Annotated in this window: 11 protein-coding genes; 2 read left to right on the forward strand and 9 right to left on the reverse strand. The window is 40.4% G+C overall.

Going from position 1 to position 12,328, the window contains the following annotated elements; genetic code table 11:
• Positions 1 to 5 precede the first annotated feature (5 nt).
• From NE535_RS03680 to NE535_RS03720, 9 genes are all read right to left on the reverse strand, one after another.
• Positions 6 to 638 (reverse strand): NADH:ubiquinone reductase (Na(+)-transporting) subunit D, encoded by a 633-nt coding sequence (locus tag NE535_RS03680; protein ID WP_188840556.1) that lies wholly within the window; start codon positions 636 to 638, stop codon positions 6 to 8.
• A complete protein-coding gene (locus tag NE535_RS03685) occupies positions 638 to 1,432 on the reverse strand; it encodes a Na(+)-translocating NADH-quinone reductase subunit C (RefSeq protein ID WP_261297338.1) in 795 nt (264 codons plus the stop codon). Before NE535_RS03685 ends, NE535_RS03680 begins: the two co-directional genes overlap by 1 nt.
• Positions 1,425 to 2,624, reverse strand: a complete 1,200-nt coding sequence (locus NE535_RS03690) for an NADH:ubiquinone reductase (Na(+)-transporting) subunit B (protein WP_261297339.1) — start codon at positions 2,622 to 2,624, stop codon at positions 1,425 to 1,427. Before NE535_RS03690 ends, NE535_RS03685 begins: the two co-directional genes overlap by 8 nt.
• Positions 2,624 to 3,958 carry a Na(+)-translocating NADH-quinone reductase subunit A gene (locus tag NE535_RS03695; RefSeq protein WP_261297427.1) on the reverse strand — a complete coding sequence of 445 codons (1,335 nt, stop codon included), beginning with the start codon at positions 3,956 to 3,958 and terminating at the stop codon, positions 2,624 to 2,626. The genes NE535_RS03690 and NE535_RS03695 overlap by 1 nt, the downstream gene beginning before the upstream one ends.
• A gap of 481 nt (positions 3,959 to 4,439) precedes the next feature.
• Positions 4,440 to 6,509 (reverse strand): TonB-dependent receptor, encoded by a 2,070-nt coding sequence (locus NE535_RS03700; RefSeq protein ID WP_261297340.1) that lies wholly within the window; start codon positions 6,507 to 6,509, stop codon positions 4,440 to 4,442.
• Between the two features lie 261 nt (positions 6,510 to 6,770).
• Entirely contained in the window at positions 6,771 to 7,280 is a 510-nt protein-coding gene (luxS, locus tag NE535_RS03705; protein WP_188840721.1) for an S-ribosylhomocysteine lyase, read from the reverse strand.
• 347 nt (positions 7,281 to 7,627) lie between these two features.
• Complete coding sequence (locus tag NE535_RS03710) at positions 7,628 to 8,725, reverse strand: TRAP transporter substrate-binding protein (RefSeq protein ID WP_261297341.1); 1,098 nt, start codon at positions 8,723 to 8,725, stop codon at positions 7,628 to 7,630.
• A 164-nt stretch (positions 8,726 to 8,889) separates the two neighbouring features.
• On the reverse strand, positions 8,890 to 9,189 hold the full coding sequence (locus NE535_RS03715; protein WP_261297342.1) for a BolA family protein: 300 nt from the start codon (positions 9,187 to 9,189) through the stop codon (positions 8,890 to 8,892).
• A gap of 111 nt (positions 9,190 to 9,300) precedes the next feature.
• Positions 9,301 to 9,912 (reverse strand): alpha-ketoglutarate-dependent dioxygenase AlkB family protein, encoded by a 612-nt coding sequence (locus NE535_RS03720; protein WP_261297343.1) that lies wholly within the window; start codon positions 9,910 to 9,912, stop codon positions 9,301 to 9,303.
• A gap of 115 nt (positions 9,913 to 10,027) precedes the next feature.
• On the opposite strand from NE535_RS03720, the gene NE535_RS03725 reads away from it, so the two are divergent.
• Together NE535_RS03725 and NE535_RS03730 are read left to right on the forward strand one after the other, a co-directional pair.
• Positions 10,028 to 10,627, forward strand: a complete 600-nt coding sequence (locus NE535_RS03725; protein ID WP_261297344.1) for a PH domain-containing protein — start codon at positions 10,028 to 10,030, stop codon at positions 10,625 to 10,627.
• 1 nt (position 10,628) lies between these two features.
• The gene (locus NE535_RS03730; RefSeq protein ID WP_261297345.1) at positions 10,629 to 12,209 is read left to right on the forward strand and encodes a PH domain-containing protein; all 1,581 of its coding nucleotides are present in this window, start codon (positions 10,629 to 10,631) and stop codon (positions 12,207 to 12,209) included.
• The last annotated feature ends 119 nt before the right edge of the window (positions 12,210 to 12,328 follow it).

A 12,328-nucleotide genomic window follows, 5' to 3' on the forward strand; every position in this document is an offset into this window, starting at 1 on the left:
TCTGCTTACCCTTTTGCTTCTACTTGCTCTGGCTTATAAGTACGTATCATCCAGATTAAACCACCAATCAAGAAGAATGCACTTGGTGGAAGTAGTAATAAACCATTTGGTTGATACCAGCCACCGTCAGAGATTTTGCTGAGGATTTCAATACCGAATAATGAACCGTTACCGAATAATTCGCGAATGAAGCCTACTGATAATAAGATTGCACCGTAACCTAAACCGTTACCGATACCATCCATAAAACTCATCATTGGAGGTGTTTTCATTGCATAAGCTTCAGCACGACCCATTACGATACAGTTAGTAATAATCAAACCAACGAATACAGATAACTGCTTCGCAATATCATAAGCATAAGCTTGTAATACTTGGTCTACGACAATTACTAAAGATGCAATAACGGTCATTTGAACAATGATACGAACACTGCTAGGAATGTGATTACGCAAAAGCGAAATAAACAAGTTAGAAAACGCAGTCACAACCGTCAATGCTAATGTCATTACGATAGCGGTTTCCATTTTAGCGGTAACAGCTAGGGCACTACATACACCCAAGATTTGCAGAGCAATTGGGTTATTATTGATGATTGGTCCGGTTAGAACCTGCTTCAGTTCTTTAGCATTAGCCATTAGCTAAGTCCTCCATTGCGTGCTTTTTCAATAAAGCGAGCAAAACCTTCTTCACCTAACCAAAATGTTAATGAATGTTGGACACCATTACTGGTTAACGTTGCACCAGATAATGCATCAACACCATGAACAGAAGCGGCTACTGTCGGTAACTTGGTCACTTGAATAGCTAACTCACCATTCTCATTATAAAGTTTTTTACCTTCCCACTTAGCGATCCACTGTGGATTTTGAACTTCACCACCTAGACCTGGTGTTTCACCAGAACCAGTAAAGTCATAATACACAAGGCTACGAATGGTGTTCATATCCGCTTCAACAGCTAAGAATGCAAACATAGTTGACCATAGACCGTACCCTTTAACAGGAATAATCACAGTCTGTAGTTGTTTGTTATCGTCTTTAATCAGATAAACAACACCTGTGTTTGCCACGCGCTTAACCGACGCAATATCGTGCTGCGGTTTGAAAGACGTTGCAGGAGTACGAGCTGCCTTTTCAACATCAAAAGTATCTGCGTTACCTTCTATAAAGTCACCGGTTTTAAGATCAACCAGACGCGCTTCTACGTATTTATTATACGTGTCGATAACGGTTTTCTTTTCAAGCTTGCCAGCTTTAGTATCCACTAAACCCGCCGCTTCAAGAATGTACTTTTGCTTATCTAAAAGCTTATTTTCTTGTTGTGTTGGCTTAAGCAAAACGGCTGCTGTAGACACAAACATCGAGCAGACAAAGCAAAGACCAATCACAACAAATAATGTTTTTCCAAACGAATCTTTATTACTAGCCACGTGCGATCCTCCGTTTGATATTTGCTTGAACGACGAAGTGGTCAAATAACGGCGCGAATAAGTTAGCGAATAAAATTGCTAACATCATACCTTCAGGGAATGCAGGGTTAATCACACGGATGAACACCACCATTGCACCAATTAGGATGCCATAGGCCCACTTTGCAGAGTTAGTAAATGACGCAGACACAGGGTCTGTTGCCATAAACATCATACCGAAAGCAAAACCACCTAGTACCAAGTGCCAATGCCATGGCATGGCAAACATTGGATTAGTGTCGCTACCAATAACATTCAATAACGTTGCGATTGAAGCCATACCAATCATCACACCACCCACAATGCGCCATGAAGCGATGCGAGTATAGATGATGACTAAACCACCTAATAGGATAGCAAAGGTAGAAACTTCACCCACTGAGCCAGGAATAAAGCCCATAAAGGCATCAATCCAAGTCGCGTTGTTTGCGTAATCAAATGTGCCTTGTGCAGCTTGGCTTAATGCAGTTGCACCAGAGAAACCATCAGCAACAACCCATGTCGTGTCACCTGACATACTTAAAGGATAAGCAAAGAACAGGAACGCACGACCAGCTAGCGCAGGGTTTAGGAAGTTTCGGCCGGTACCACCAAAGATTTCTTTAGCTACAACGACACCAAACGTAATACCTAAAGCTACCATCCATAAAGGAATTGTTGCTGGCAAGGTTAACGCAAACAGTACAGATGTAACGAAGAAGCCTTCGTTAACTTCATGACCACGGACAGAGGCGAATAAGACTTCCCAGAAACCACCTACAGCGAAAGTCACTGCGTAGATAGGTAAGAAGAAACATGCGCCATACCACATCAATGATGCAATACCTGAGTCAGCGGTTAACTGAGCACCAAATAATTCAAACAATCCAACTTGCCAAACATCAGGAGTACCAAAGCCTGCAGCTAATGCCACTTGTGCTTGTAAACCTACGTTGTACATACCAAAAAACATTGCTGGAAATGTACACGCCCAAACCGTAATCATCATACGCTTTAGGTCGATGTTATCACGAACATGGGTTCTACCCTTGTTCACTTTACCTGGAGTATAAAATACAGTGGCTGCCGCTTCATAAAGGGCATACCACTTTTCGTATTTTCCGCCTTTTTCAAATTGCGGTTCAATACGCTCGATAAAATCTTTCAAGCTCATTAGCCTTCCCTCTCGATCGTATCTAAACAGTCTCGTAGATATGAACCATAGTCATACTTACCTGGACATACGAAAGTACATAACGCCAAGTCTTCTTCATCTAGCTCAAGAGCACCGAGTGTCACCGCGCCATCATAATCACCTGACACTAAGTCACGTAACAACATGGTAGGAAGAATATCTAGTGGCATAACACGTTCATAGTTGCCAATGGGTACCATCGCACGATCAGAACCACCGGTACTGGTTGTCATTGGGAATAAACGAGAAGGACTTAAGTGACCTAAGAATGCACGAGTAATCGAATATTTATTGGCACCAGGCATTGCCCAACCAAATAACTCTTTTTCGTAACCTTCTTCAACTAAGCTTACTTGTGCGTGGTAACGACCTAAATATGCATGTGGGCCTTTAGCTTCACGTCCATTTAATACCGAACCAGAAATAACGCGAACGTTACCGTCTTGCACTTCATTTAATGTTAACTCAGCAATGCTTGCGCCAATGTGAGTTCTTACTAAACGAGGTTGTTTGGCTTTAGGGCCTGAAATGGCAATAACACGCTCAGTGTTTAACACACCTTGAGTAAATAATTGGCCAATTGCGATAACATCCTGATAGCCAACATGCCAAACACTACGTTTAGCTGAAGCTGGAAGAATATTATGAATGTGAGTACCTACAAGACCTGCTGGATGCTTACCTGCAAACTCTGCCACTTGGGCATTTGCTGAAGGAATATCGGCTCCAGGAGCTTTACATAAGTAAACTTTGCCTTCAGTTAAACGTGCAAGCACTTTTAAACCATTAGCAAAATCATCTTTATGTTCGGCAATGACTACCACAGGATCGGCAGCAAGAGGTTGTGTATCTATCGCGGTAACAAAAATACCTTGCGTCGTAGCATCAACGGCCGGCACTTTGCTGAATGGGCGCGTACGCAATGCAGTCCACAAACCTGATTCAATCAGATTGTCGCGAACAACTTGCGAGTCTAACGTGTCTAATGTACCTGCATCATATTGAGTAAACGCAACGCTATCGTCACCTTCCACCGCAATAACAACAGACTGAAGTACACGCTTTGCACCTCGATTAATTTCTAAAATAGTACCACTGGCTAAAGCTGTATATTTAACGCCTAAATTCTTTTTATCTTCAAAAAGAACCTGGCCTTTTTGTACTTTATCGCCCACTTTAATTTTCATCGTTGGACGTAAGCCAATATACTCTTCACCCAAAGTAGCTAGATGTTTAATGGCTGGGCCATTATGGATAACTTGCTCTGGTCCGCCTGCTATAGGCAGTTCCAATCCTTTCTTAATTGTAATCATATCCACAAGCACTACGTTTGAAGGAAAGACAATGCGCCACGTTCCGCTACAAAAACAATATGTTAACAAACACACCATTATTGAGCTAGCGCAGGTTTAACACGGAAATGCGATCGTAATCACGCTGGTCGCGCGCATTTTACCCCAAATATGAGACTATCGCCACGAAAATAATAGGTGTTTTCAAACCAATGCACCAACTTTGCCCCCTAAACTAGCGCAAAGCAGAGTGTGGCGTTATAACCAATCAATAATAGCGTGGAGGCACCGTGCGAACAAAACTATAGCATTAATTTTAAAAGAAATATTTTTGAAATGAATTTTTTTAAATATTAGAAGTGATGAATAAAGCCCTCGCTAAATTGCCAAGGGCGTTAACATTTTTTAAACACAAGCGGATTATTTATCAACTAGAACAAGCTTTACCATCAAATAAACAGGTTAGCTTAACGTATTAACGCAAGTCTGTTTTTGACTTTCATTAAAAATGACCTTGATAGCCTAGATACGTTGTCATTTCGGTTTGCTGTAACATGCCCATTTGATAATTTTTAGCGACTAAATCTTCATCTAGTAGATTTTCTACACGCACATAAAATTCATGTGATGGTGTCATTTGATACTTTGCTGCTAAATCGACTTTAAGCTGAGAATCAACACCATAATTTCCTGGTGTAAATGCATTGCCTGTTTCTGTCTGATACAGACCATTCGCAACTAGGCTAAATTGTCCCATCATCACACCAATACTGGCACTTAATTGCTGTTCAGGTACCCAAGGTAGCTGCTCACCATCTCTATAGCATCCAATAATGGCGTCACAATCAGTTTGGCCAAATTCTGCTTGGCTGTAGGTATAAGCTAACGACATAGGGATCGAAAAGCTGTCAAATGTCATACTGTAATCAAGATTTACATCAACGCCATTGACAGCAACATCTTTTAAATTCACCTGCGCGGCTTCTTGCCCAGGCAGACAATTTATCCCCCACTGGCAGGTGACATGTTGATTATCAAAATCATGTATATAGGTACTTAAGCCTGCAACAAATGCCCCTTGCTGATATTGCAATGCTAACTGGTATTGCAGCGCCTCTTGTGCGCGTTGCTGGCTATTTCCTGCAGATGCAGCGGTCCAAGCTTGTTTAGCACTTAAGGCAAAAAGCCATGCATCATTTTGATAAGCCACTTCAATAGCTGGTAACCAACCGTCATCAGAAAAATCAGCCGCTGTCATTAAGTCAGTATTATTACCAAGCTCTCGACTCACGCTAACATGTTCGTACCCTAGCCCAATGTTGACTGACCAAGCATCATAGTTAAGTTTGGTATTAACTGATGACGTAATCGCATCCGCTTCATCAGTATAATCTGATACTCCATAAAGAGTATCTTGCAAGGCTAAATGAAGGTTTTCGCCAAGAAAATAATCTAATTGGCTTACTTTTATTTCAGCTTTATCAGTGTGATATCTGGCCTGATACGTCACCTCATGGGCCCCATACATACTGATCCCTTTGGTTTGTACACCAAAGCCATCAAAATCATTGTCTGATATTGCAGTATTCGTTGTTAACCCTTGAGCAGTTGGATTTTTCTCAAATTCAGAGAGTTGCTGCAACAATTGGCGATTAATCAATTGATCATCAACAAACAAGGTGTCCTGCCCCTCCTGCGAGAAGCTCTGATAATAAAAGTCGGTAAACATTGTTGAACCGCTTAAATTCACTTGATGTGCTAAAGCGTAGCGTTGACGTTTGCCTTTTTCATAATCTAATTGTGTTGCCGCATAACGCTTATCAGGCGCTAGTGAAAAATCGTTTTCAGTCAAGCCAATACTGCTATTATCTAGTCTGGTATCTGTAAAATGGTAACTGAACTCTGTTTTTTGCGGATTGCGCGCCCCAGCTAAACTGCCAGCATTGATTTTAAAGAGGATATCGGTTTTTTCATGTTTATCATCAAAACTAGTGTTAAATCCTGCATCATCTTCACTTTTTTGATAATCAACGCCCAAGAGCATGCCATATTCTTTAGTTTTACCGCTGACGATTAACCCACCAGCAGGAGAACCATCTTCATCGATTTCGATGTTTACGATGGTATCTGTGTCACGTTCGCTAATGACAGCGGTAGTGTAATCAAGTACACCAAAAGAGCCTTGACCACCTTGTCCTACATTTGTTTGCTTGTTACTTGAAAGTGAAGATTGAAAAAACAAATTAGGTAAGGAAACAAGATTTTGAGCTGAATAAGGTGCTGCAGAATAAAAAATGTTGTCTTGCATTACCGCTATGCCGTTGGTCGCACCACGGATTGAAATAGCGTTATCTGCATTTGCCACATTGGGATGGACAGTAACCCCAGTTTGAGCAAGTAAGTTAGACGATTGGCGATAATGAAATAAGGAGACGTCAGCCTGCCCCATATCGATATGAGAGTTTTTCGTTTCAAATGATTCAGTTACTGTATCAGCCATACTGGGAAAGCTACCCAGAATTAACACCACTGCAGACGCTACCATTGAAACGCTAAAAGAGCGATCAGACATATAAATCTCCATATTCTATCTTGGCTTTGTAAAATTACGGCTTAATGTTGTATACAATAACGGTTTCAGCAACACAAAAACAGTATCATTCACATACCGCCAAAGAATATCCAACACCTTGCACCCACCAAACCTTAATCGCCAACAAAAATCCTTTATTTACATCAACCTAAACGTCCTACCTAAATACACTTGTTAAAATATAATATTTCAGACACAAAAAAAGCGGCTGTGTGCCGCTTTTTGAATACTTCAATAAGATCAAAGTGTGCCTAAAATCTCACCACTTAGAGCAAGATCATCATTTTTATTAACACTTACACCTGCTGCAATGATGTTTTTGGCAATATCTTGTGCCTGTTCAAGTGAGTGCATTTCATAGGTTCCACATTGATATTCATTTAATTCTGGAATATCTTTTTGTTGTGTCACTTTCAATACATCTTCCATTGCCGCCAACCAAGCATTAGCAACATCTTGCTCTGAAGGCTGACCAATGAGGCTCATATAAAAACCGGTGCGACAGCCCATGGGTGAAATATCAATAATCTCGACACTGTCACCATTCAAATGATCGCGCATGAAACCAGCAAATAAATGCTCGAGAGTGTGGATACCACGCTCACTTAATATATCTTTATTTGGTGCGCAAAAACGTAAATCAAACACAGTAATCGTGTCGCCTTTCGGTGTGCTCATATGTTTAGCAACTCTTACTGCAGGCGCATTCATACGGGTATGGTCTACGGTAAAACTGTCTAATAACGGCATGGTTTTCTCCCAAAAATGGATACGTTTACAGGTTAGAACATTAACAAACGTATTTAACGGTAATGGCGATATAGTAACATTAACATTCACTAACTCTCTAGCGTCATTCATCAAACTAACTCAGTGATTATTTTCATCTAGTCATAAAATAACTAAAAAGCCTTTAAAACGTTTGTGTTTATTAACCTAAATCAGAGCTCGACAAAACTTGAGCCTTATTGGCGTAAGCATGCTGGCATCAACAAAGCGCAATTGTTGGGGATAATCAACTCATAAAAATTTCAACAATAATCAGATTAATACGATGCTCGAGAAAGAAAACGGGACGACAACAAACAAACTATCACTTAGGATCGCGTCATTTCTGCTAATGCATTTTCAGTATATTGAAAATAGCGTTTCACTTGCTTCTCATTTGCTAGGTAAGCTTGGAGTACCTTTTTGAACATAGGATCTTTTTCAGCTTCAGCATAAAGCACAGTATCTCTGGCGCTTTTAAGTTGAGCAATAACCTCTTCAGGAAAACGTTTCAATTGCACATTATGATCATTAACTAAGGTATTTAACGCCTCAATATGCCCTTGAGTATAGTCATCTAACATATCTTGATTAACAGCTCTTGCCGCAGTGATAATAATTTGCTGCAAGTCATCTGGTAGTGCTAAAAAGGCTTGCTGATTAACCATAAACTCCATATTTGAGCCTAGTTCGTGCCAGCCTGGGTAATAATAGAACTTAGCGACCTGATAAAGACCGAGTGGCAAATCATTGTACGGTCCCACCCATTCAGCCGCATCGATAGCACCGCTTTGTAAGGCGCCATAAAGTTCTCGACCAGCGAGTTCTTCAACCGGTACGCCACCGACTTGCTTTAACACTTCACCGCCAATACCTGGTAATCGCATTTTAAGTCCATTTAAATCTTCAATCGAATTGATTGGCTGATTAAACCAACCGCCCATTTGCACCCCAGTATTTCCTCCAGCCATAGGAATAATACCAAATGGCTGGTAAACCTCTTGCCACAGCTCCATACCACCACCGTGATATAACCAAGCATTCATTTGTTGAGCATTCAAACCAAAAGGAATCGATGAAAAAAATTGTGCAGCGGGAGCCTTTCCTTTCCAGTAATACGATGCACTATGAGCCATTTGCACTTTACCTTCACTCACACCATCAAATACTGACAATGCTGGCATCAATTCGCCTGCGCCATAAACACTAATATGTAAACGGCCATTGGACATAAGGTTGACCTTTTGCGCGAAGTTTTCTGGAGCCATTCCTAAGCCTGGTAAATTTTTAGGCCACGATGTTGCCAATCGCCACTCGATAACTGGAGAGGTATGTTCAATCACGGTAACTTTTTGGGGGGCTTGTGGTTCACAAGCTTGAAGTAGCGACACGAAAATGAGAATTGGTAACAATAAACGGCGATACATCTAGATATCCTTTTCTAATTGTATTATGAGTAAGACATTGCTAAACAACAAAAATAACACTTTAGCCAACGTACTAAAAAATAACACTATAGCCAACGCACTAAATGAGGGCAATAAAAAACCCCACTAATTAGTGAGGTTTTATGTGGTATGACTGCTATCAACTATCCTTTGCAGTTTGGCGTACGAGGGACTTCCTCGAGCTCCTGCCATTCCACCTCAGTATAAGTATTGATTGACAAAGCATGAACGCCATTGGCTAATTCATCAGCAAGTGCGCTATTGACCGCTCTGTGTCTTGCTAACGGTCGCTGCCCATCAAACAACTGACTGACAATCACAACTTTGAAGTGAGTTTCAGAATTAGGTGGCACATGATGGCGATTACTTTCGTTAATAACTTCAAGATGTGACGGTGTGAACGACTGATTCAGTTTATCAGTGATTGTCTGTGCAACTGACATAATGACCTACTCTTGGGTTCTTAAAAATCGAAGGTTACTGGGTTAACACTTAAACGTCAAACACTGTCATGGCAAAACGTTAACTGTTAATCACGTTTTATTGTTATAGGCTTATCTTCGATAAAAATCAGGCGTAATTAACCTAAAAGTAAAATTAACCCTTGGTTGTGTTATCGATAAACGCTTAGGTAACGCATGTTGCCAAGTTTGCTGCATACCTGGCGCCATAATGATTAAGTCACCAGAAAAAGGGGTATATGTCACTTTTTGCTGACTTGCTTTATGACGTACCACAAAATCTCGACAAGCACCTAGAGTAATTGAGGCAATTGCACTCCCCGCAATAATTTCTGGCTCATCGTCACTGTGCCATCCCATACAATCATGGCCATCTTTATAATGATTAACCAATACGGCATTAAAATTAAGCTGACAACGATTGATTAAGGTTTGGCGTAACTTTGCAAGCATAGGCGGCCATGGCAAAGGATTGATTAACGTTTTTGAGTATTTACAATCACATCCATCATCACCAAACCAAGCTTGAGTGCGCGGAATAAGGTGTTTTTTGCCGAAAACTTCAATTTCAATTTTAGTCAGTGGGTAATCACTAACTTCATTTAACAATAATTGTTGCTGACGTTGAGTCAAAAAATTTGGATGTAGCGTAACAGGAGGGGCGATAATATTTGGGTCCTGTCCATCAAATAAGTCCAACATCATAGTAAGCCGTTAATCCTTGGTTCGTGGTTAGAAGAGTAATAAACGTAAACCCCTACCATACGACATAAAATGTCGTTATAGTCATTACCGAGCATAAAAAGACGAATGGATTTATATGAACGACATTGAGCATCAACATCAATCATTACCAAATACGGATATTTATCAATATGGTGAGCCATTGCAAGCACAGCAATTGACCCCCATGACTGAGTTAGTATTAACTCACATCGATGATAATTACCCTAAGTTACAACTCTATGTAGCTGGTGTAGTATACAGCCTGATAGCAACCATTATTTGTCTCTTTATTGGTTTTATAACCCCTTTATCAATTACTGCCAAATTGCTGCTTATAGTATTTATCTTAATAGTTGCCGTGTTGATTATTCGTCTAACTTACTTGAAGGCATTGACCGTTTGCTACGGGGTTTTTAAAGATGAATTGATCATGCGACAGGGGTTATTTTGGATGTCAACTACGGCATTACCTTACACGCGTTTGCAGCATGTAAATTTATCTCAAGGTCCGCTGGAACGCCAATATCAACTAGTCACACTGAAATGTTTTAGTGCCGGTTCTGGTGAGGCTGAAATCAATTTACCCGGACTAAACGCTGATACCGCTGAGCACCTACGACAACATTTACTGTATCAAGCCGCTGAAAATCAATCATCTGAGCACAAGGTGATAACGGCGTCTTTGGACTCATAACATGAATGATCTTCAACCACAGGAACCAGACACACAGAAAAATGCGATCCCCTGCGCATTATTAACTGATTGGCAGGCTTTATCTCCCTGGTCGATACTCAGCTTTGTCATGACTTCATTAAGAAGTATATTCACTAATGGCTATGCTTTAGTACCGATATTTTATGCCGGTTGGACAAATGATATTTCATTATTTTGGATCATTGACGGCGCAGCTATTCTAATCGGACTATTAACAACTTTTGCGTTTATTCAATGGCGTAAATTTCGCTACCGAGTAAAGGTAAATCAGCTAGATGTTAAACGCGGACTTTTTTTTACCAAAAAAGATGAAATCCCACTTAATCGAATTCAAAACATTCGTTTTGAACAACCCTTTTATTTTAAGCCGCTTAACCTAGCTGTGTTAGTGATTGAAACTGCAGGATCCAGTAAAGACGAAGCAAGGCTATCAGCTATTAATGCACAGCATGCACATGTTTTAAAACAGCAATTATTGCAGCTGCAGCACGAAGACGTCGAATCATCACAGCTAAAACAAAATGAGAATACGCCACATCAAAGCCTTGCGTTAACGCAACCAATCATCACCCGCAGTTTGAAAGAGTTAATTCTATTTGGTTTTTATCAAAATAATTTTATTTGGTTTGCCATAATCGCTGGCCCAATAGCGGGTCAGATTGAATGGGAAAAAATTGTCCAGTCAGCGCTTTTTCAACAACTCATCACGTGGGTTAATCACACCACCCATGAAAGCTTTATATTGCAATTAGTGTTGTTTGTGGGGCTGTTTATTGCTGGATACGTGCTATTTTCTGCGATTTCAATTATCGCTTCAGTACTAAAGTATTACCCCTATACATTAGATAAACGCCAACAAACACTGCAAAGAAGCGGTGGTATTATTGCCCATCAACAAGATGCGTTAGCGATCAAACGTATACAGGTGATCCATTTCCACCAACCCTTACTTGCAAGGGTTGTTAATCGCTGGACTCTTTACCTTAAACAAGTAAAAGGCAATGAAGTAGAAGAAAAAACCAAACAGCATATGTTAATTCCTGCTGTAAAACCGAATGAAATTGAGCAGATATTTCACCCGCTCTCGTCTTTAAGCCAAACCCCCATTCGTTTACCAGAGGGTTATATGCCAATTAATATTGCTTGGTTATATAAACGTATTTGGCTGCCTTTTATCCCTTTTACTGCATTGTCGGTTTTAGCGTTACTTACGCCATTACCTATTGATAAAGCACTTATTGAAGTCGCACTGGTTGCCGCGCTAATTGTCTGTGCTTTACTTTTTGTCCGCTTTAAAAGATGGGGGTATTTTTTGCAACATGACGCGGTATGGCAACACAGTGGATTATTTGGTAAGCATTGGAAACGCATTCCTTTTGAAAAAATTCAACACGTTAAAATAATTCAAACACATGCCCAAAAGAAAAAACAACTTGCCTATATTGAGCTCGGATTAGCCAGTGGCGCAATTGTGCTACCCTATATTGCTATCGATACAGCCAATCTGATAGCAGCTAGAGCATTCAATACTATTTCGCCGCATTATAAGCAGTGGATTTAATATCGATTTTCGTTCTGGCAATACTGCAACGAGCCTATTTTGAGGTTAAGAGGCTCAGTCTAAACTGAGCTTCCAATAAATTAATCTCACTATCACCATTAAGAGGATTACAACGATTT

The sequence above is a fragment of the Shewanella holmiensis genome (assembly GCF_025370255.1).
GTDB classification, from domain to species: Bacteria; Pseudomonadota; Gammaproteobacteria; order Enterobacterales; family Shewanellaceae; genus Shewanella; species Shewanella holmiensis.

Excerpts from the sequence above, each read along its gene's own strand:
- NE535_RS03680 (WP_188840556.1), bottom strand. The coding sequence starts at position 638 with ATGGCTAATGCTAAAGAACTGAAGCAGGTTCTAACCGGACCAATCATC.
- NE535_RS03690 (WP_261297339.1), bottom strand. The coding sequence starts at position 2,624 with ATGAGCTTGAAAGATTTTATCGAGCGTATTGAACCGCAATTTGAAAAA.
- NE535_RS03695 (WP_261297427.1), bottom strand. The coding sequence starts at position 3,958 with ATGATTACAATTAAGAAAGGATTGGAACTGCCTATAGCAGGCGGACCA.
- NE535_RS03700 (WP_261297340.1), bottom strand. The coding sequence starts at position 6,509 with ATGTCTGATCGCTCTTTTAGCGTTTCAATGGTAGCGTCTGCAGTGGTG.
- luxS (WP_188840721.1), bottom strand. The coding sequence starts at position 7,280 with ATGCCGTTATTAGACAGTTTTACCGTAGACCATACCCGTATGAATGCG.
- NE535_RS03710 (WP_261297341.1), bottom strand. The coding sequence starts at position 8,725 with ATGTATCGCCGTTTATTGTTACCAATTCTCATTTTCGTGTCGCTACTT.
- NE535_RS03715 (WP_261297342.1), bottom strand. The coding sequence starts at position 9,189 with ATGTCAGTTGCACAGACAATCACTGATAAACTGAATCAGTCGTTCACA.
- NE535_RS03720 (WP_261297343.1), bottom strand. The coding sequence starts at position 9,912 with ATGATGTTGGACTTATTTGATGGACAGGACCCAAATATTATCGCCCCT.
- NE535_RS03725 (WP_261297344.1), top strand. The coding sequence starts at position 10,028 with ATGAACGACATTGAGCATCAACATCAATCATTACCAAATACGGATATT.
- NE535_RS03730 (WP_261297345.1), top strand. The coding sequence starts at position 10,629 with ATGAATGATCTTCAACCACAGGAACCAGACACACAGAAAAATGCGATC.